The 18661-nt window shown below is 43.0% G+C and carries 16 protein-coding genes; 5 read left to right on the top strand and 11 right to left on the bottom strand.

Annotation, left to right across the window (positions count from 1 at the left end; translation table 11 throughout):
* Positions 1-32: 32 nt before the first annotated feature.
* Positions 33-2963: a TonB-dependent receptor gene (locus C6Y39_RS16965; protein ID WP_240618938.1), complete on the bottom strand. Its 2931-nt coding sequence runs from the start codon at positions 2961-2963 to the stop codon at positions 33-35.
* 525 nt (positions 2964-3488) lie between these two features.
* Here C6Y39_RS16965 and C6Y39_RS16960 point away from each other — a divergent pair.
* The 4 genes from C6Y39_RS16960 (at position 3489) to C6Y39_RS16945 (ending at position 8262) form a co-directional block, all read left to right on the top strand.
* The gene (locus C6Y39_RS16960) at positions 3489-4826 is read left to right on the top strand and encodes a GH1 family beta-glucosidase (protein ID WP_105932410.1); all 1338 of its coding nucleotides are present in this window, start codon (positions 3489-3491) and stop codon (positions 4824-4826) included.
* A 17-nt stretch (positions 4827-4843) separates the two neighbouring features.
* A complete protein-coding gene (locus C6Y39_RS16955) occupies positions 4844-6451 on the top strand; it encodes an MFS transporter (RefSeq protein ID WP_105932702.1) in 1608 nt (535 codons plus the stop codon).
* A gap of 45 nt (positions 6452-6496) precedes the next feature.
* A complete protein-coding gene (locus tag C6Y39_RS16950; protein ID WP_105932409.1) occupies positions 6497-7498 on the top strand; it encodes a LacI family DNA-binding transcriptional regulator in 1002 nt (333 codons plus the stop codon).
* A gap of 299 nt (positions 7499-7797) precedes the next feature.
* Positions 7798-8262, top strand: a complete 465-nt coding sequence (locus tag C6Y39_RS16945; protein ID WP_105932408.1) for a nuclear transport factor 2 family protein — start codon at positions 7798-7800, stop codon at positions 8260-8262.
* A gap of 48 nt (positions 8263-8310) precedes the next feature.
* On the opposite strand, the gene C6Y39_RS16940 is transcribed toward C6Y39_RS16945, so the two are convergent.
* The 3 genes from C6Y39_RS16940 to C6Y39_RS16930 all read right to left on the bottom strand — a co-directional run bounded on the left by C6Y39_RS16940 (position 8311) and on the right by C6Y39_RS16930 (position 10931).
* Positions 8311-8952: a YiaD family glycine zipper/OmpA-like lipoprotein gene (locus C6Y39_RS16940; RefSeq protein ID WP_039221278.1), complete on the bottom strand. Its 642-nt coding sequence runs from the start codon at positions 8950-8952 to the stop codon at positions 8311-8313.
* Positions 8953-9337: 385 nt separating this feature from the next.
* A complete protein-coding gene (locus C6Y39_RS16935) occupies positions 9338-10540 on the bottom strand; it encodes a cyclic di-GMP phosphodiesterase (RefSeq protein WP_105932407.1) in 1203 nt (400 codons plus the stop codon).
* Between the two features lie 49 nt (positions 10541-10589).
* A complete protein-coding gene (locus C6Y39_RS16930; protein ID WP_390609520.1) occupies positions 10590-10931 on the bottom strand; it encodes an MGMT family protein in 342 nt (113 codons plus the stop codon).
* Positions 10932-11011: 80 nt separating this feature from the next.
* Between C6Y39_RS16930 and C6Y39_RS16925 the strand changes: the two genes are divergently transcribed.
* A complete protein-coding gene (locus C6Y39_RS16925; protein WP_105932406.1) occupies positions 11012-11596 on the top strand; it encodes a tRNA-uridine aminocarboxypropyltransferase in 585 nt (194 codons plus the stop codon).
* An 18-nt stretch (positions 11597-11614) separates the two neighbouring features.
* On the opposite strand, the gene C6Y39_RS16920 is transcribed toward C6Y39_RS16925, so the two are convergent.
* The 7 genes from C6Y39_RS16920 to atpA all read right to left on the bottom strand — a co-directional run bounded on the left by C6Y39_RS16920 (position 11615) and on the right by atpA (position 18661).
* Positions 11615-12214 carry a glutathione S-transferase family protein gene (locus tag C6Y39_RS16920; protein WP_105932405.1) on the bottom strand — a complete coding sequence of 200 codons (600 nt, stop codon included), beginning with the start codon at positions 12212-12214 and terminating at the stop codon, positions 11615-11617.
* Positions 12215-12322: 108 nt separating this feature from the next.
* Positions 12323-13099, bottom strand: coding sequence for a hypothetical protein (locus C6Y39_RS16915; RefSeq protein ID WP_146128616.1), 777 nt, complete (start codon positions 13097-13099; stop codon positions 12323-12325).
* A gap of 61 nt (positions 13100-13160) precedes the next feature.
* Complete coding sequence (locus tag C6Y39_RS16910; RefSeq protein WP_105932403.1) at positions 13161-14111, bottom strand: hypothetical protein; 951 nt, start codon at positions 14109-14111, stop codon at positions 13161-13163.
* A gap of 196 nt (positions 14112-14307) precedes the next feature.
* The gene (locus C6Y39_RS16905; protein WP_105932402.1) at positions 14308-14721 is read right to left on the bottom strand and encodes a F0F1 ATP synthase subunit epsilon; all 414 of its coding nucleotides are present in this window, start codon (positions 14719-14721) and stop codon (positions 14308-14310) included.
* Positions 14722-14781: 60 nt separating this feature from the next.
* Complete coding sequence (gene atpD, locus C6Y39_RS16900; protein ID WP_105932401.1) at positions 14782-16167, bottom strand: F0F1 ATP synthase subunit beta; 1386 nt, start codon at positions 16165-16167, stop codon at positions 14782-14784.
* Positions 16168-16200: 33 nt separating this feature from the next.
* Positions 16201-17061: a F0F1 ATP synthase subunit gamma gene (gene atpG, locus C6Y39_RS16895; RefSeq protein ID WP_012520217.1), complete on the bottom strand. Its 861-nt coding sequence runs from the start codon at positions 17059-17061 to the stop codon at positions 16201-16203.
* 58 nt (positions 17062-17119) lie between these two features.
* A complete protein-coding gene (gene atpA, locus C6Y39_RS16890; RefSeq protein WP_105932400.1) occupies positions 17120-18661 on the bottom strand; it encodes a F0F1 ATP synthase subunit alpha in 1542 nt (513 codons plus the stop codon).

Below are 18661 nucleotides of genomic sequence, written 5' to 3'. Positions count from 1 at the left end.
AAGCACTTTAGCGGGTAAACACACCCCAATCGTTAAAACTTGTAGCGAACTCCCAGTGCATAGCGAGCGCCAAGCTCATCTAATTTCCACAACATAGCACTTGTTCTGCCGTGTCTACGGATATTTTCGTCTGTGATGTTAATCCCTTCAAATGACACCGTAAGATCTTCAGTGATGTCGTAAGAAACATTGAAGTCTATTTGTGAATAGTCTTCGGTATAGCCCGGTTCATTAATGTACTGAGAGGTTGTATCAAGGAACTTATCACGCCAGTTGTAGGCAATACGCGCTTGCAAAGCATCTTTCTCATACATCAAGATGAGGTTTGCTGTGTCACTTAGTCCCACAAGGGCAAACTGAGTTATCGATGGATTTGCGTCATTATCAAAACCAATATCACCTTGCACTGTAGTGTAGTTAGCCAGTACCCCGAAGCCGCTATCACCAAAGAAGTGCTGCGCAGCAAGTTCGAAACCGTAAATATTCGCCGCTTTGTTGTTAACAGGTTTAGAGTTAATGAAGGTAATCAACGGATCTTCGCTATTGGGCAGCACATCGAATTGCTGCTCAAACTGCTCGTCAGTCAACGAGTCATACTCGATACCGTTTTCCATCGCAGCAACCATGTTAAACAATGACGTGTCATTAATTGGAATACCACGCGCCTCTAATTCAGCGCGAGCCGCCTCTGCACGCGGTCCATTGGTAACGTCTCTCAAGCCAACGATATTTTCTTCAACTTGTTCATTACCGATAAAGTTCTTAACACGCTTATCGTAAAAACCAACCGACACATAGCTTGTCTCATCGAAATAATATTCGAATGAAAGATCAAGGTTGTCTGACTCTAATGGTATCAGCGATGGGTTACCTGAACTCGCGGTGGCGGTAATGCTGTCAGTAAGAATTGTCGGCCCGCTTTGAGGCGATACTGTCGCAGCGGCGCTCAAGTTGTTGTACGTGGGTCGCGCTATTGTCTTACTGTAAGAGAATCGCGCAATCATGTTTTCAACAACTTCGATATCGAAATCTAATGCAGGAAGTACATGGTCGTAACTTGATTCAACTTCAACATCTTCCATATCGCTTCCAAAACGGACGTTGAAGTCATTATTACCTTCCCACGCGATGCCGCTAGGTAAACTTATATTTGCAATTGAAGTTACATCGGTATTTTCGTAGCGTACACCTGCCAACAGGTTGTACTCCATGCCGTTTAACTCGCCAGATAAATCCAATTCGAAATAAACCGCTGTTATGTCTTCTTCAATAGTACGGTTAGTTGCAAACGGGTTGTTGGCAAGAAAATCAAAACCGTATTCTTGAGCAGCGAATGCACCAATTTGCGCAACACTACCGGTAAAGCCCTGAGAGAACATCCCCTCAGTATTGAAATCGCTAAACTCACTTGCCAAATCCAGCGGTGTTAAAGAACCAGCAGGAAGCTCACCCGGGTTCTCAATTCCCCAGTTGCCCATGGTGTGGCGGGTTAGAGATTGGAGCGATGTGCTCTCCATTGAGCGTGACTCAATACCAAAGTTAATACTTCCGGTATCCATAACGTAAGAGCCATCAAGACGAGCTTGAGTAATTTCGGTGTCTTGCGACGAGAAATTCATGTCCAATATCGATGTACCTACGTCATCTTGGTCAAGCACGCCATTACCGTTAAGATTATCACGAGCTTCATCGTCAAAATCGACGAACATAATAGGGAAGTCGCCTCTGAAATCGACACCTTGCCCTTTAACTACGTTTGCGCCTAAACCAAGATTTGTCCACGTTCCATAGGGCGCATCTGGGCGTCCTTCTGCCGTCGAATTATGAAGGTCGAAGACTAGAGTTAGCTCGTCATTTACGAAGTACTCAAGGTTTAAGCCGATCGACTTGTTTTCGTTGACTTGGTTTAGTTCTTGAAGCGCCAAACCTAGATCACGAGGTAGCAAATCTCGGCGTTCTTGAGTGATTAATACCGGCGTTTTTACCGTTTCATCATCAAAGGTTAGTTCGGTGAAGTACCTATCATCCATCCATATCGATTGCTCGGCTCGAGCTTCATATAAGTCTTGCTTTGAATAGGTGTAATCAAGCGTGGCCGTCATTTTTTCTGAAGGAGCAAACTGGAACGTTAGCTGTGCATTCGTTCTTTCACGCTCTCGGTCTGCCATGTAATAACGTAAATCTGAGGGAATGGCGAAAAGCTGTCCCATGGCTGGTGCGTTGTTCAGCACAATTGGGTCACCACTATCTGGGTTCGCTGGATCAGGTGATTGCGGCACCGTGCCATCAAATGGATTTACGCGCCACTCGTTCACAAACGCACCTTGTGCAGCACTGTCACGCTGTTGGAATGAACCGGTAAATGTTACGCCAAAGGTATTCTCATCATTAAGGTAATTGACAAAGCCTGAGACTTCGGGCGTAACATCATCACCTACACGGTTAGTGGTATCATGCAGTGCTTTTGCGCCTACACTTGCTGTAATGCCATTGTCAGATGCTTGAAAGGGACGTGCTGTTCGTATATTTACCGTAGCCCCAATACCCCCAGTTGCAATACTCGCTCTACCTGTTTTGTACACTTCAACCGCTCTAACACTTTCAGAAGCAAGGTCAGAAAAATCGAAGGCGCGAGAATTTGCTGCTCCGCCACCACCAGGTAACGCAGAACCAGGCATCGTACGTCCATTCAGCGTTACCATATTAAAGTCAGGTCCAAAACCACGCGCTGTGACTTGGCTTCCTTCACCATTATTCCGACTAATTGAAATACCAGTGATACGCTGTAGTGACTCTGCTAAGTTGGTATCAGGAAATTTACCAATATCTTCTGCTGAGATGGCATCAACAACACCAGCAGAGTCACGCTTGATACCCATCGACTCTTGAACACTACTTCGTATACCTGATACCTGAATAACTTCTATGTCTTTTTCTGTTTCTTGCGCCGTCGCAGATGACATCACGCCGCTACTCAAAGCGGTCCCGAGTATCAATGACAAACTTGCTGCGATCTTGCTTTTATTTGGTGTTGTTTGTGTCACGGTCTATCTCTCTTTAATAGTGGCTTTTATGTGTGTTGTGAACCTTACGCGCCGCCAGAAAGGGCTTTCCCAAAGAGAAACTAGAACACCCAAACGTAAGAAAGCGCTTTCCGAACATTAATTCAACGAAAGTTTAAGATCAACACATTTTTTACAATTAATTCACAGGCAACAACTATATCGAGAACACCAAACTTCTCATAAGAAAACCAAAAACAATTAAATTCAATACTTTATAAGAAATATAAAACCCTATTAGATTCCGGTAATAGTCATAGAAATATTATCATTCACTTAGTTCCATTAACGTAAAAATGACATAAATGCGAGAAAGCGCTTTCTAATTGTTTTTTATTTGTGCTATAAACCGATTTGTTATTTCAGATTCATTGTACTGCCAGCATCCGTTTAGAATTTGTGCAGTAAGAAAAAGGTTATCAACATATGAACAGCATTTCGCTTCCCGCAGGCAGTCCCTTACTCAAAAATTCGTTTCTTTATGGAACTGCCACGTCAAGTTTTCAGATAGAAGGGGATGTCGATAACCGTCTCGAATGTATTTGGGATAGATTTTGTAAACGGCCTTCAGCCATCGCTGATCACTCCAATGGCGATGTCGCCTGTGATCATATTGCTCGCTGGAGAGAAGATTTCGACATTTTGTTAGACTTAAATGTAGACGCTTACCGTTTCTCTATTTCTTGGCCGCGCGTTATCACTCAAGAAGGTGAGCTAAACCCAAAAGGCGTTGCCTTTTATAAAACGCTAGTCGATGCGTTAAATGAAAAAGGCATTAAGCCATTTGTTACCCTTTATCACTGGGATCTCCCGCAGCACCTGGAAGATAAGGGTGGGTGGCTTTACCGACAAACTGCTTTTGCATTTGAAGACTATGTTGACAAAATAACGCAGGCGTTAGGCGAGTCCGTTTTTTCCTATGCAACGTTCAATGAACCTTTTTGCAGTGCTTATTTAGGGTATGAAATAGGCGTACACGCCCCGGGCAGAACGGGAAGAAAATACGGAAGAACTGCGGCTCATCACATTTTGCTAGCACACGGCCTTGGGATGAAGGTGCTTAGAAAAAATGTCCCAAATAGCGAAGCCGGTATAGTATTGAATTTTACGCCATGCTACCCCGCCACACAAAAGAAAGAAGACCTATTAGCCACCCGCAAAGCTGATGACTATATCAACCAATGGTATATGCAGCCTGTAATGGAGGGAAGCTACCCCGAAGTGTTATTTGATATAGACGAAGCGGATAGACCACCAGTTGAAGCTGGTGATATGGAGACAATCTGTCAGCCCATCGATTTCTTAGGGGTAAATTTCTACACGCGATTACACTATTCTGCGCCCAAAGAGAAAGGCGCATTGTATTTCGAGCATCCTCATCAAGGTCCATTGACCGATATTGGTTGGGAAATCTATCCAAAAGCGCTTTATGATTTACTTACTTCATTAAACGAACGATATACGCTCCCTCCCATTTTTATAACTGAAAATGGTGCTGCAATGGCAGACGAACTCAAAGATGGACTTGTTAATGATGTTGATCGGGTTGATTACTACAATGCCCATTTAAACATGGTACACAACGCAGTGATTGATGGAGTAGAAGTGAGTGGTTACTTCGCATGGAGCCTTCTTGATAACTTCGAGTGGGCGGAAGGATATGAAAAGCGATTTGGGCTAGTTTTTGTGGATTTTGAAACGCAAAAGCGTACGCTTAAACTTAGCGCCAATGCTTATAAAGCGCTCATAGCAAGTCGAATATAACAACAGTGGAAATAGCAATGAACCATAAGCTGACATTAAAAGAAAAAGTGGGTTATGGCATGGGCGACGCTGCGGCCAATTTAGTTTGGCGGGGCGCACTTGCATATTTGGCGGTATTTTATACCGATACGTTCGGTATTACAGCCGCTGCAGCTGCGATGCTATTTCTTGTCGTTCGTCTTTCTGACGGTGTGACCGATATTATCATGGGAATGATTGCTGACAGAACCCAGACTAAGATGGGAAAGTTTCGCCCTTGGATATTAGGCTCCACTCCTTTTCTTGGCCTTTTCATGGTCCTTTGCTTTACCACACCTGATCTCTCGTATTCAGGCAAACTCATTTACGCTTACCTGACCTACATCGGACTAACCTTAGCGTATACGGTTAATAATGTACCGTATTCAGCGCTAATGGGCGTGATGACCAGCGATGATAGAGAGCGTACGAATTTGTCCGGCTTTCGCTTCGCTGGGGCATTCTTTGGTGGACTGCTTGTCATGGGATGCTTGCCTATGCTAGTAGACTATCTAGGTCAAGGAAACAATGCTGTAGGGTACCAATATACTATGTGGTTATTTGCCACGTTGCTGGTCATATTGATGTGTGTAACGGTCTTTACCACGAAAGAGCGTGTTACGTTGCAACAGGTTTCAGAGCCTCGAGACACTAAACAGGACTCTCCAAAAACAGAGACAGGTACCCAAGTAGCGCCCGCTCCTCGTTCACTAACATCTGAACTCATCGACTTGGGAAAGCAACTACCGTTAATTCTCGTTCCTCTTTCAGCAATAACCGCCTTCTTTTATTATCGAGACGTTTTAACTGGGGCAATCTTCATTACTGTTATAGCGCTTACTACTATGGCAATTAAACGGTTAACTCGCCGACCGGAAGCCGAGAACACCCGTTCTCAGCAGGATATTATCGACCTGCTTTCCAATAAACCCTGGCTAATTCTGTTAGGAATGGGTTTTCTAACCATGATGTTTAATGGCATCAAATATGGCGTTATCGCGTACTATTTCAAATACTACATGGGCAATGAGCTACTCACAGGCTACTTTTTCATTTCACTGCTGGTGGTGTCGATTTTCGGCGCATTAGCAACGTCCAAATTAGCCGCTATGTTTGGTCGCAAGAAGCTCTTTATTATCGCTCTGATAGCAAGTAGCGTGTTGACCTCTGGCATTTATTTTGTTCCTCAGAAAAGCGTGAGCGCTATATTCATTCTAGGTTGCAGTGCCGAGTTTTTTGCAGCCATATTACCTACCTTATTTTTCTCTATGCTAGGAGACTCGGCAGACTACAGCGAATATAAGACTGGCCGACGAGCCACCGGACTCGTTTACTCTGCAGGCTCTTTTGTTCAGAAGACAGGGGGAGGCTTTGCAGGAGCGCTCGTCTTGTTGGTATTAGGAAGCTATGGCTATAACGGTCTTGATATCTATACAATTAATCAAACGCTTCCAGGAATGAAGTCTTTAATGAGCTGGATACCAGCGCTATTTGGCTTTGCTGGCGCGGCGTTAATTTGTCTATACCCGTTAAATGACGAAAAACAAAAAGAAGTTACACAAGCTTTGCTCTCTCGACGTAGCGAACAACGGCCGATAACGGCATAATACAAAAACTTGAAGTAATTGTTAAAACGAACGGGGTGTTATCACGTGCCTACTATTTACGAAGTTGCCGAACGGGCGGGCGTTTCTTTATCAACGGTATCTCGTGTCTTAAATGGTAAGTCTTCGGTAAATAAAGCTTTGAAAGAGCGGGTTGACCAAGCAGTTAAAGAACTTAATTATCGCCCGAATTCCGTAGCGCGCTCGTTAGCGAACAGTAGGACAGACAGTGTTGGCGTACTCGTTCCAGAACTAAATGCACCATTTTTTGGTGATTTAATGCAGGCTGTAGAGTCCACATTACGCGCACAAGATAAGCATGTCATCATAACGGTAGGGCGCAACTGCTTAGAGACAGAAAAGGATGCGGTAGATTTCCTCATAAGCCGTAATTGCGACGCATTAATCATGCATGCTGAGGCATTATCTGATGACTATCTTTTGGATTTAAATCAGAACAAGCTACCTATCGCGTTGGTAAATCGAAAAGTTGAAGGACTTCCAAACGCGTGTATCACGTTGGATAACGAGAAAGGTGGTTACCTAGCAACTCGGCACTTACTAGAATTGGGTCATAAAAACATTGCTTACATATCAGGACCCGCTTATAAAGCAGATGCCTGTCTGCGTTTAAAAGGGCATGAACGGGCGCTTATTGAAGCAGGGTTAAGTGTAAACCCTCAACTTATATTTAACGGTAATTATTCAGAAGAAGATGGAAAAATCGGCCTGTTAGAATTAATGGCGCGTGATTTGCCTTTTTCTGCACTTGTTTGTGCTAACGACTGGATGGCCTCTGGCGCTATAAGCTGCGCTAGAGACTTAGGAATGAGCCTACCACAGGATTTATCGATTGTAGGTTTTGACGATGTCGTATTCGCACATCATGTTTTCCCAAGATTAACCACCGTAAGTAACCCTGTTGCTGACATGGCAGAAATGTCTGCTAAATATATTTTAAATAAGGTATACGGACAGGATCACAACGTTCAGCATTGTTTTGAGCCTTCGCTGGTTGTCAGGGAATCTACGATCAATTTTGAAAGTTGACGCCCTTCGCTCAACTACCTTGTTGTTGAAACGGCCCGTTTTGCCTAAAAGGTTAGCTCAGCATCATCACATTGAATGCAAACGATATGTCTAATCTACTTTTTACACACTACACTCTGGAAAATTCTTTTCCTTTGCGAACGTTGTTTCATGTGAAACATGGATTTGGTTAGCCTAAATATAATGCTAAATGGCTTCCAATTAGCCGATAATTAAATACCTAAACATATTGTAAGTAACACGCTCACACTACGTCTAAAAACATAAAAATAACAGCGATATGTCATCGAGGAGAAACAATGAAACATTTAGCGGCAATGTTTATGTTAATGGTATCACTTTCAGCTGCAGCAGACGGTGAGCTAGCGACCGTTGATGAGGTACTTAATTCTTTACATGAAACAGCTTCAACTGCTAGCTTCGAAAAGTATTTTGCGCTGTACGATGATAGTGCTGTATTTATTGGTACAGATGCGTCGGAAGTTTGGAGTAAAAAAGAATTCAAAGCCTATGCAAAACCGCATTTCGACAAAGGTCGGGGCTGGACCTATCTTCCAAAAGATAGAAATATTTACTTTTCACCGGATAAAAACGTAGCGTGGTTTGATGAACTTCTCGACAACGAAAGTCTTGGCGAAACACGAGGTACGGGGGTTTTAGTTAAGAAAGCAGGAAGTTGGAAAATAACCCAGTATCATTTAACCATTCCCATCCCAAACGAAATTGCGGATGACGTGGCAGAACAAATTAAAGCGATAAAGTGATGAAAGCCCCACTGTTGGGGCTTTCTAATTCAAGGAACACCCGACCTTTTACGTATTAGACTGGGTCAGTGGTTGAATTTCCATTTCAACGCGACGGTTCATTGAACGATTCGCTGCGCTGTTATTCGGCACTTTGGGTGCGTATTCACCCATACCAACCGTAGTAATACGGGTAGGATTTACTGAATAGTTAATCAACAGATTCTTAACGGCACCAGCACGACGCTCAGATAGGGACTGATTGTACTGCTCAGAACCCGTATCGTCAGTATGACCTTTAATCATCAATACTGTTTTTTCGTAGTTATTAACCACTTTTGCTACGTCCTGAAGAACAGGGTTGAAGTTTGGACTAATACTAGAGCTGTCGGTAGCAAAGGTTATATCTCCTGGCATGATAAGGCGAAGATTGTCGCCCTCGCGTACAACTTGAACACCAGTGTCAGAGAGCTCGGTTCTAAGCTCCTCTTCTTGCTTATCCATATAATTACCAATTGCGCCACCAGCGATTGCACCTACGGCAGCACCCCAAGCATAACGACTCTTATCATTATCGCCCGTTGCTTTGCCAAGTAGTGCACCAACTACAGCACCGATTGCAGCGCCTTTTTGTGTATTGTTCGGATCCGTCGCACAGCCTGCAACCGTTAAAGATGCAGCAATTAAACTTACAGCGAGAGTCTTTTTCATAACGTCCTCTTCTCTAATTTAAAAGCTCAAAAATGAAGGATTTTCTATTACAACAGCATCATCAAGAGCTCTATTTTAAAAATGTTTTACTAACCTTTAATTAAGCTTAAGCAGCAAAAAGTGTTCCACTCCCCCTATGCGATGCGTAACATTTCAATTTGATACAATCTACACAAGCCTAATAGTCACTAGGAATTTCTTTTATAAAACAACGGCAAAGGGATACATTTGGTTATTCTATCTGGGCGATATGATAGAATGCTTAACCTGAACACACGCTAAACGAGCTGGAGAAATAGCAAAGAATATTAGATGAAGGGGTTGGATAAGATAACTCTATTTATGTAAATCCTACAATTCGTTGCTGAAAAGCAACGCTTTACGTTCACCCTACAGAAACCGAGCGTTCAAAAAATCCATTTACATCAATTTTATAATCAGACGCTATGACTGCTTTAACTATGCTTACGGTTTTGTCTACCGAGAGGTCGATATCTCTTGGTGTAAGGTAGTGGCTGTTGCGGACTGAATAAAACACTTTGACGAGGGGAGTAAGCGGAGAGTCCTTCTGCTCTAAAACCATTGCGAGTCTCTCATTTGAGAGCAATACAAGACTGCCCACTGGGTAAACCCCTAGACACATAATAAATTGTTGAACCAGCGCTTTATCCAAACGGAAAGGAGCATCGCTCATCAAAATTGCGAATGCTTTTTGGCTCGACATGCCTGGCTTGTATACACGATCAGCAGTAAGTGCATCATACATATCCGCAATAGCTAGCATTCTACCCGCTTTACTGATTGCATCGCCTTGCTTACCCGCAGGATACCCTAAACCGTCTAACCGTTCGTGATGCTCGCTGATTGCTTGAACTAGTGGGGCAGCAATGTCCATAGTTTCAAGATAGTCAACACCATGTTTAACATGCCCTTTCATTACTTCCATTTCGCTCTCAGTTAGGCGTCCAGGCTTGTGAAGAATTTCATCCGGTATCTTGATTTTACCCAGATCGTGAAGAAAGCCTGCATAAGATAGATCTTGCATTTCCTCTTCTGACATCCCTAAATATTTACCAAAATTAGCAAGTAAAATAGCGACATTGAGAGAATGCTCTAAGAGATAGTCATCTTTTTCACGAATTTTTGTTAGGCAAAGCAAAGCATCTGGGTTTCTGTCTACAGACTCTACCAGCTTATTAGAAAAAGCTTTTGGTATACTTGTGTCAAACGGCGTTTCTTTTTGCACGTTTTCAAGTAAAAGCTTTTGAATGTCTTTACCTTGCTGATGTAATTTAGTCGCTCTGTTCAGCTCTTTTTCCAAAGACACTGATTTAATGGGGGCTAAGATTTTTTCAGCAGGCTCGTTTTCTACACTGTTTGAAGATATCGAGGAAGAGCTTTCACTCACTTTAAAGCTTTTATCTGTATCAATGGCAAGGGTTTTCACACCCCGTTTTTTCAGTGTATTTACAACGTCTGTAGAAGTGACTTTTCCCTGACTTTTAACCGTCAACGCGCCTTTCTGCTCAAGTATTTGATGAACAAACATTCCAGGCACTAACTGATCAATCGTGATTTTTTTTATCATTGTAAACGTAGTTTACCTTATCTAATGACTCTTTCATGAAAAAGAGGCATCAGTACTTCAACTTTGCCAATATTGTATGTAAATCTGGAGACCAAGCGAACTTCTTCATATTTACTCGATTATTGTTCACATTCACTCCCTCAGAAAGTAAACGTTCTCGCTGCTCTTCAGCGTGGTCAGAGCCGACAGGGAATGCTATTTTGCCATCAGCTCTCAGAACTCGATGCCAATTGCAGTCTACTTTAATTTCCTGCAAACACTTTCCCATCAATCTAGCTCTGCCCGGAAGACCAGATAGATCAGCTAAAGCACCATAGCTGATAACGCTGCCTTTGGGTACTAAGGAAAGCGTCTTTTCAACACGTAATGTTACTGCTTTATTAACCATCATGTATATTAGTCTAACAGTTAATTACTTACTGTATTTAGTATACTTTACCATTGCTATCGTAAGGATTAAAAAGTCAGATTATGCGCCTGTATTGTGATCGCTGTGGCTACCCCAAGAACACCTGTATTTGTGACTATATTAATGAGATTAATGTATCTCTCAATATCACCGTCATCCAGCATGACAAAGAGGCTCAGCACGCGAAGAACACCGTTAAACTTCTCTCTCTGTGTATCCCTGATACGCGAATTGTGTTGGCTAACAACTCTTACGACATGACGACTTTATCAAAGCAGTGTAATGATAAACACTGTGCACTCATTTACCCTAGCGAGGCAAGTATAGCTATCGAGAACATTACTGATAGTACAGCCAATGAAATTAAAACATTAATACTTATTGATGGAAGCTGGAAACAAGCCTTTGGAATCATTAAAAAAAACCCTTGGCTAGAAAACCTCCCTGCGTTTCATTTTAGTGACGCCCCTGTTTCAAACTATCTTATTCGCCACACGTCAGTTGATAACGCCCTTTCAACACTTGAAGCTACAGCTTACGCCATTAACTGTTTAGAAAAGACCGATGTAAGTGCGCTATACAAGGCTCAGACAGCATTACAGCAGAATTGGCGAGGACCGTTAGACCATCGCCGAAAGTTGCCGTAAACCAGCGTATAGCTAATCCTACGCATTCATAGGAACAAAACCTTTTTGATCCTTTATCAGTTGTATCCAATTTCTAATAGCTGGATACGCAGAAAGGTCAAATCCCCCCTCATGGGCAACATGGGTATAAGCAAACAAGGAAATATCCGCAAGGCTTATAGTATCCCCCAGTAAGAAGGGCGTTAAGCTAAGTTGATGCTCCATGACGGCAAGCGCTTTATAACCGCCAGCTTGTTTAGCGTCATACTCAGCTTTTTTTTCAGCAGGAAGCCCTAAATACACGTTTATATATCGAGCAACAGCAATATAGGGCTCATGACTATATTGCTCAAAGAACTGCCACTGCAATAGCTTTGAAGATTGATAAGGCGAAGAAGGCACAAGCGGGGTGTTAAAAGCAATATAATGCATTATGGCATTAGATTCAGATAGCACTCTGCCATCATCTAACTCAAGCAAGGGGATTTTGCCATTGGGCGATTTTTCTAGGAAGGAGGGGGCTCTTGTTTCTCCTTTCATGATATCTATGTCTACCCATTCGCAGGTTTTTCCCAACAAAGATAAGAGGAGCTGTATTTTATAGCAGTTTCCAGAACGTGAATCACCGTATATCCGCATGAGAAAGGTTCCATTCAATAAAAAATAAAGAGTCCTACATTTTTATCGTTCGTACAAGAATATACTGAAAAATCAAACGTCATTTAGCCCACTATGTCTGAGCGTTTCTTAATTACAGTACTTCTCTTTTATGTAGAGTAACTCCTCGATTTCCTGACTTCTCTCGTAGACTACGCTCTCTTTAATTAACTTATCAACTCTTTTGTCGATGTCTTTTGCTAACGCATACTTAACCTTCCCAACGATAAGCGCAATGTAAACAAAGGGAGCAAACAGAAAAGAGACTATTAAGGTAAGCAGAAAAATCAGGGTGGCTATATCAAAAAAATGAATTGGTTGGTTTATCCAAAAAACTGGGATAACAGCAAGTACCAAACCAATCGTAGCTAAAGTTATCATTGCCATTTTCATAACGCGACTGTAAAGCTTAAGCTTATCGACCAAATCGATGTCTCCACCAAATAAAATCTTCCAAGAGTATCTATTAACTGTAATTAGTTGTAGAACGAAGAGAGTTAGTAATAGCCAAAAAGGTATGGCTCCTACCGCAACGATAAATACTTCTTTTTCGTGGAGCCTAACTAATAAGCCTTCAGAAAGCATGTACAAAAGAGGCATTATAAAACTTACTGCAACTGACAAAATCAAATGCTTCGCGAACTGTTCTGATAGCTTCTTTCGATGTAGCCAAAACTCATCTCGCTTTCCGATAACATTCAGCATTGAATACAGATTTTTAGCTGCCTGTTTTTGAATAACTCTAATGGAAAAAAGAAACACGCCACTTAATAATGCTGTCCCGATTGCAGTATTAAAGTCACGCTGCGCATCACTCGAATCAATGTTTAGTTTTACCGTACCTGCTAAGAAATGTAGTATAACCATCGATAATACCAGTAAAGACGGATAGAGTAGAAATTCGAGAATGAGATTTCCCTTTGACCTATTAGACATCCTTTAATGATGCTCCAAGAAATATAAGCCAAGAAAAGGTTATTAAGGCAATACAGGCTAAAAGCCTGAGCTTATCCCTTCCTAATAAAAGACCCATCGATAACGATTCTAGTTCTTCCACTTCGTATTGAGCTTCCAAGAGTTGTTCAACGTTATTCTTATTCGTTTTACCCTCGTCTTCATCTTTAATATTGCGGACAACTTTTCTTTTCTCAATTAACCACAATGCGCGCAAATTCATAACTGGCTTATAAAGAAAAAAAGCAACGAATAACGAAAATAATAGCGTCATCAAAATATCAAAAGTCGGAATACTCTTTCCAAACCAAAAGACAGGAAAAAGGATTAATGCTCCGCTAGTAAGTGTTGCATTGAAGAGAGCAAACCTTGCTAGTGAAGTGATTGAGTTTAATCGATCGATTCCCGTAGCCGTTTGGTTTATAACAAATTTGTTCAAATAGTTAACGTAGGAGGATAACTGCACGAGGCACAGCAAAAGCAAGAACCAAAACAGAACTGCAGAGAAAGCAATTAGATATTGATGCAGCATCATTTTTGGGATGAGTAAACCCTCGATAAATACATATAACATCGCTATAAATAGGGCCACTATGAGGCAATTGACGCTATTAACATGTAATTTGGTCGTGAGAATGGCCCTATGTTGGTTTAGATGGCTTAACTGGTTCGTTTTTACTAATATCGAAATCAGCGTGCTTGTAACGTTTTTATGATTCAACTGTAGACACAGCCAAAAATATCCCGAAAGAATCGACATCCCAATTGCAGAATTGAAGTCTCGCTGTGCACGGATATTTCCAGCTTCAGGCCAATCAAGAGCGCCTGTGAAATAATGCACTGATAATAAAACCAATGTCGTCAAAAAAGGGAAGAGGCCAATAGAGACACCTTTGTGCATATTGGTGTAGGGGCTGAGTTTCATTTTTATTATTCAGTGGTTATAAAGCGAGAAATTTTTAACCGTAATACGTTTTATTTTCATTGGAAGCTACCTAGGTAACGATAAGCTTTGTGTAGTCTTATAGCAATAGAAATAAACGTAAGAGAATGTGAACGTCTACTTTTCATTCTGCAATAAAAAACCCGCCAGTTGGCGGGTTTTTTCAAAGCTGTGCTTTTTACTTGCGTAACTTCTGAATAAGACGAAGTTGTGCAATCGCTTCTGCAAGCTCGTGAGCTGCTTCTGCATAGTTAAAGTCAGCGCCTGGATTGGCGATGTGCTCTTCTGCACGTCGTTTGGCTTCTTGTGCTGCCTGCTCGTCAAGATCTTCAGCTCGAACCGCGGTATCAGCCAGTACGGTAACATTGCCAGGTTGTACTTCTAGTACACCACCAGCAACATAAATAACTTCTTCTTCACCGTGCTGTTTAACCAAACGCACCATACCAGGTTTAATAGCAGAGATAAGTGGCGCGTGACCAGGGTGGATACCCAGCTCACCTTCGCTACCTGTCACCTGAATCGTTTCAACGCGACCCGAGAAAATCGCTTTCTCTGCGCTTACCACGTCCAAATGTACTGTCATTGCCATGTGAACCTCCTGATTAGGTACGTTAGCATTATGCTAGGCTAGCCGAAGCTAGCCCTACACTTATGCTTTCTTGGCTTTCTCTAGCGCTTCTTCTATAGAACCAACCATGTAGAAGGCTTGTTCTGGAAGGTGGTCATATTCACCCTCTAGAATACCTTTAAAGCCACTGATTGTGTCTTTTAGCGATACATATTTACCAGGTGCACCAGTAAATACTTCTGCTACGAAGAACGGCTGAGATAGGAAACGCTGAATCTTACGAGCACGTGATACCACTAGCTTGTCTTCTTCAGATAATTCGTCCATACCTAGGATCGCGATGATGTCTTTCAGCTCTTTATAGCGCTGTAGAACAGTCTGTACGCCGCGTGCTACGTCATAGTGCTCTTGACCAATTACTAGCGGGTCTAGCTGACGAGACGTTGAATCTAGAGGGTCTACCGCTGGGTAGATACCAAGAGACGCGATATCACGAGAAAGTACTACCGTTGCATCCAAGTGAGCAAAGGTTGTCGCCGGAGATGGGTCAGTCAAGTCATCCGCAGGTACGTATACCGCTTGGATTGAAGTGATTGAACCCGTCTTCGTTGACGTAATACGTTCCTGAAGTACACCCATCTCTTCTGCAAGAGTAGGCTGGTAACCTACCGCAGATGGCATACGACCTAGAAGTGCTGATACCTCAGTACCTGCTAGTGTGTAACGATAGATGTTATCTACGAAGAATAGAACATCACGACCTTCGTCACGGAACTTCTCAGCCATAGTTAGACCGGTAAGTGCAACACGTAGACGGTTACCCGGTGGCTCGTTCATCTGACCGTATACAAGCGATACTTTATCAAGTACGTTTGAATCGTTCATTTCGTGATAGAAGTCGTTACCCTCACGTGTACGCTCACCAACACCTGCGAATACCGAGAAACCGCTGTGCTCGATTGCGATGTTACGGATAAGTTCCATCATGTTTACGGTTTTACCTACACCCGCACCACCGAATAGACCAACTTTACCACCCTTAGCGAATGGACAAACCAAGTCGATTACTTTGATACCAGTTTCTAGTAGTTCTACCGAGCTAGACTGTTCTTCGTAGCTAGGCGCTTCACGGTGAATAGACATACGCTCTTCTTCACCAATTGGGCCAGCTTCGTCGATTGGGTTACCCAATACGTCCATGATACGACCAAGTGTCTTCGTACCAACTGGAACCATGATTGGATTACCGGTATTTTCTACTGCAAGACCACGTTTTAGTCCGTCAGTAGTACCTAGTGCGATGCCGCGAACAACACCGCCACCTAATTGCTGTTGCACTTCCAGGGTTAGACCTGACAAGTCACCTTCGGTAACTCGTAGTGCGTCATAAACTCTTGGTACCGCATCTTGTGGAAACTCAATGTCCACAACGGCGCCAATGATTTGGACGACCTTACCTTGACTCATAATTTGTCCTCGTTATCTCTTTTAAACCTTTGCCTACACCGCTGCGGCACCGCTAACAATCTCACTAATCTCTTGTGTGATTGCAGCCTGACGCGCTTTGTTATATACCAGTTGTAACTCATCAATGAGGTTACCGGCGTTGTCGGTTGCTGCCTTCATGGCAACCATTCGCGCAGCTTGTTCTGACGCCGCGTTTTCTACAACACCCTGATACACCTGAGACTCAATGTAACGAACCATTAGTGCTTCCAAAATTTCTTTTGGATCTGGCTCGTAGATGTAGTCCCAACGATGTTGATATTCTTCGTCTTCTGACTTTGGCAAAGGCAATAACTGATTGATCACAGGTTTCTGTGTCATGGTGTTAACGAAGTCATTGAATACCAAGAATACTCGGTCAATTTGTCCTTCGTCATACGCTTTAAGCATAACGCGTACAACACCTACTACATCGCTCACAGACGGCTTGTCACCTAAACCAGATTCAGCAGCAAGTAATTTGCCACCAAAACGGTTGAAGAAACTGCACGCTTTAGAACCTAATGCAGCAAAATCCACTTCCACACCCTGTTCACGCCATTTTTTGACGTCTTGAGTGACGAGCTTAAATTCATTGGTGTTCAAGCCACCACATAAGCCTCGGTCAGTGGAAATCACAATGTAACCGACGCGCTTGACTTCACGCTCTTCCAAATAAGGATGGCGATATTCAAGGTTACCGTTTGCAATGTGACCAATCACTTTAAGCATATTTTGTGCATATGGACGGCCAGAAGCCATACGTTCCTGCGCCTTTTTCATCTTAGACGCAGCAACCATTTCCATCGCACTGGTAATCTTCTGAGTATTTTTGATACTCCCAATCTTACCTTTTATTTCTTTACCGCTGGCCATGACTATTTCTCCGATTACTCAACGAATTGCGCTGGTGGTTAAACACCAGCACCATTGATTACCAAGTTTGTGTCGCTTTAAAGTTTGTTAAAGCGTCGTTCAACTTAGCGGCAATCTCGTCGTTGTAGTTACCTGATTCGTTGATAGTCTTCATAAGGTCAGCGTGTTCGCTGTTCATATAAGAATGAAGAGCGGCTTCAAAATCTAGGATTTTGTTAAGCTCGATACCCTTAAGGAAACCTTTTTCTACCGCGAACAGAGAAACACCCATGTTAGCAATTGATAGCGGTGCGTATTGCTTCTGCTTCATCAGCTCAGTTACGCGCTCACCGTGCTCAAGTTGCTCACGAGTTGCATCATCAAGGTCAGAAGCAAACTGCGAGAACGCCGCTAGTTCACGATACTGAGCTAGGGCTAGACGGATACCGCCACCCAGCTTCTTGATGATTTTAGTCTGTGCAGCACCACCAACACGAGATACCGAGATACCAGCGTTAACCGCCGGACGGATACCTGCGTTAAACAAGTCAGTTTCTAGGAAGATCTGACCATCGGTAATTGAGATTACGTTTGTAGGTACGAATGCAGATACGTCACCAGCTTGCGTTTCGATAATTGGAAGCGCAGTTAGTGAACCAGTTTTACCTTTCACTTCACCGTTAGTGTAACGCTCTACGTATTGCTCGTTTACACGTGCAGCACGCTCAAGTAGGCGAGAGTGAAGATAGAATACGTCACCTGGGTAAGCTTCACGGCCTGGTGGACGCTTAAGTAGTAGTGAGATTTGACGGTAAGCAACAGCTTGCTTAGACAAATCATCATACACGATTAGCGCGTCTTCACCGCGGTCACGGAAGAATTCACCCATAGTACAACCAGAGTAAGGCGCTAGGTATTGAAGCGCTGCAGACTCAGATGCAGATGCTGCAACCACGATTGTGTGGTCAAGTGCACCGTGCTCTTCTAGTTTACGTACTACGTTAGCGATAGTAGACGCTTTCTGACCAACCGCTACGTACACACATTTGATGCCTGTACCTTTTTGGTTGATGATAGCGTCAACAGCCATAGCTGTTTTACCACACTGACGGTCACCGATGATAAGCTCACGCTGACCACGACCTACTGGGATCATGGCATCAACTGACTTATAACCAGTTTGTACTGGCTGATCTACCGATTGACGCTCGATTACGCCAGGTGCAATTTTTTCAACTGGCTCAAAACCAGCAGCGTCGATTGCGCCTTTACCATCAATAGGCTCACCAAGTGTGTTAACAACACGGCCAAGAAGTGCGTTACCTACTGGTACTTCAAGAATACGGCCGGTAGATTGTACTTTATCGCCTTCTTTCAGGTCCGCATATGGACCCATAACAACTGCACCTACAGAGTCTCGCTCAAGGTTTAGTGCAATTGCGTAACGGCTTCCAGGAAGCTCAATCATTTCACCTTGCATTACATCTGCAAGGCCATGAATGCGGATAATACCGTCAGTTACTGCGACGATAGTACCTTCATTACGTGCTTCACTGCTTACATTGAACTGTTCAATTCTTTTCTTGATCAGTTCAGCAATTTCAGTGGAATTAAGTTGCAT

The sequence above is a fragment of the Alteromonas gracilis genome (assembly GCF_002993325.1).
GTDB lineage: Bacteria > Pseudomonadota > Gammaproteobacteria > Enterobacterales > Alteromonadaceae > Alteromonas > Alteromonas gracilis.
Note: the sequence above shows the minus strand (reverse complement) of the source record. Positions and strands in the feature narration are given on the sequence as shown.

Coding starts and splice junctions, on each gene's coding strand:
- C6Y39_RS16965 (WP_240618938.1), bottom strand. CDS start 2,963: ATGTCATCTGCGACGGCGCAAGAAACAGAAAAAGACATAGAAGTTATT.
- C6Y39_RS16960 (WP_105932410.1), top strand. CDS start 3,489: ATGAACAGCATTTCGCTTCCCGCAGGCAGTCCCTTACTCAAAAATTCG.
- C6Y39_RS16955 (WP_105932702.1), top strand. CDS start 4,844: ATGAACCATAAGCTGACATTAAAAGAAAAAGTGGGTTATGGCATGGGC.
- C6Y39_RS16945 (WP_105932408.1), top strand. CDS start 7,798: ATGAAACATTTAGCGGCAATGTTTATGTTAATGGTATCACTTTCAGCT.
- C6Y39_RS16940 (WP_039221278.1), bottom strand. CDS start 8,952: ATGAAAAAGACTCTCGCTGTAAGTTTAATTGCTGCATCTTTAACGGTT.
- C6Y39_RS16935 (WP_105932407.1), bottom strand. CDS start 10,540: ATGATAAAAAAAATCACGATTGATCAGTTAGTGCCTGGAATGTTTGTT.
- C6Y39_RS16930 (WP_390609520.1), bottom strand. CDS start 10,931: ATGATGGTTAATAAAGCAGTAACATTACGTGTTGAAAAGACGCTTTCC.
- C6Y39_RS16925 (WP_105932406.1), top strand. CDS start 11,012: ATGCGCCTGTATTGTGATCGCTGTGGCTACCCCAAGAACACCTGTATT.
- C6Y39_RS16920 (WP_105932405.1), bottom strand. CDS start 12,214: ATGCGGATATACGGTGATTCACGTTCTGGAAACTGCTATAAAATACAG.
- C6Y39_RS16915 (WP_146128616.1), bottom strand. CDS start 13,099: ATGGTTATACTACATTTCTTAGCAGGTACGGTAAAACTAAACATTGAT.
- C6Y39_RS16910 (WP_105932403.1), bottom strand. CDS start 14,111: ATGAAACTCAGCCCCTACACCAATATGCACAAAGGTGTCTCTATTGGC.
- C6Y39_RS16905 (WP_105932402.1), bottom strand. CDS start 14,721: ATGGCAATGACAGTACATTTGGACGTGGTAAGCGCAGAGAAAGCGATT.
- atpD (WP_105932401.1), bottom strand. CDS start 16,167: ATGAGTCAAGGTAAGGTCGTCCAAATCATTGGCGCCGTTGTGGACATT.
- atpG (WP_012520217.1), bottom strand. CDS start 17,061: ATGGCCAGCGGTAAAGAAATAAAAGGTAAGATTGGGAGTATCAAAAAT.
- atpA (WP_105932400.1), bottom strand. CDS start 18,661: ATGCAACTTAATTCCACTGAAATTGCTGAACTGATCAAGAAAAGAATT.